The following is a 1,735-nucleotide window of genomic DNA, read 5'->3' on the forward strand; positions in this document are numbered from 1 at the left end:
AATTTAAAATATTTTAGATTTGCAGAATTAAACCAAACACAAAATATGATGAACAAAGATGAATAAAACTATTAACCTTCAACAGACGCATTTTTTCGTTATACAAAAGAGACTATTCCCTAATCTTTAGATCATTTTTAGGATTTAAAAGATTTCTATAAATTTAAAAATATTATTAAAAACAAATCATGAAAAAACTTTACATGAGTACATTTCTTATATGTACGACTGCTGTATTATATTCTCAGGAAGTGGTATGGCAGAAAGATATTAAGTCCTCGACACAGGATTTTCTTTCCCAGGTAACCACTACCGTAGATCAGCAATATCTTATTACGGGAAGCTCGATTCAGTCGAAAAAGATCACTACCGAAAACAAACAAAATAACGGATACGATTTTCACTTGGTTAAGCTGAATCAACAGGGCGAAGAAGCCTGGGAAAAATACTTCTCGGGACAAAACCACGATTTTCTTTCGTCGACAATTTCCACACAGGAAGGCGGGTTTTTACTGGCAGGAACTTCTTATTCTTCGAAGGGTTTAGACAAAAAAGACGATTCAAAAGGCGGATCTGATATCTGGTTGATCAGAATCAACGAATTCGGAGACGAGCTTTGGCAGAAAACTTTGGGAACCTCACAGGATGAAGAAGCAAGATCGGTAATTCAGACCGCAGATTTAGGATTTATGGTCGCTGGAAATATTCAGAATTCATCAAACGGTTTTGGTTCTAAAGATGTGATCGTTTCAAGATTAGACAAAAACGGAAAATTGTTATCGGAATCAATTTTGGGAGGAAAAGGTCTTGATGAAGTTGAAAAGATGATTCCCACTCCCGATGGCGGAGCTTTGCTTGGAATTTATTCGAGGAGTTCCGAGATCCGTGGTACGGGTTCCGGAGCGACAGCTAAAAATTCATCATCAGAAAACCCGAATCCCGTATCCCGTTATCCCAAATCTACCGAGAATTATGGAGAAGGCGATTACTGGATTGTTAAGCTTAACAATGACGGAAAGGTAGAATGGGAAAAGAACTTTGGAGGTAAAGGTGATGACCATGTAAGAACAATGGCGTTTACTTCTTCAGGATATATTATTGGCGGAGAATCGAGATCGGAAAGATCGGGCAATAAAACGGTAGGAATAGAAGAAGGAACCGATCTGTGGTTAATTTCTTTAAACACAAAAGGTGATGAGCAGTGGCAGAAATCCTATAATTTCAAAAACAGAGACATACTAATGGGGATGAATGTGATCACCGGAAAACCATCAACAGACAACCGACAACCATCAACGAAAGGTATTTTGCTGGGTGGATACACTCAGGCAGAAGGAAGAATTGAAGCTGATGATGAGACCTTCTGGATGCTTTATATTGACAATGACGGCAATGAACAGTGGAGAAAACATGTAAAAGGAGAATCGAGAAAGAAGGAAGAAAGATTATCTGATCTGAAGATGAATAAAGACGGTTCGATTGTATTGGCGGGAACGAGTGCTGAAGAACTTGGAAAAGAAAACTGGAAGATTGTGAAACTGGGTGACAGCCAGATCGATCAGTTGATCGAGAAGCAGGATATGAAAATTTACCCGAATCCTGTGATTGATTACTGTTATGTGGAGATCGGGTTTGAGTTTAAGGAAGCGGATATTACGCTGTATGATATGGGTGGAAGACAGTTACAAAGCCTGAAGACAAAGAATAAAGTGACGAAGATCAATACGCAGAATCT

At 38.6% G+C, this 1,735-nt stretch carries 1 protein-coding gene; it reads left to right on the forward strand.

Features of this window, described 5'->3' with window-relative positions; genetic code table 11:
* Positions 1 to 188 precede the first annotated feature (188 nt).
* Positions 189 to 1,735 (forward strand): T9SS type A sorting domain-containing protein (locus tag BM371_RS20270; RefSeq protein ID WP_074958922.1); only part of this gene is annotated, 1,547 nt, incomplete at its 3' end.

This window comes from Chryseobacterium formosense (assembly GCF_900116415.1).
GTDB classification, from domain to species: domain Bacteria; phylum Bacteroidota; class Bacteroidia; order Flavobacteriales; family Weeksellaceae; genus Chryseobacterium; species Chryseobacterium formosense.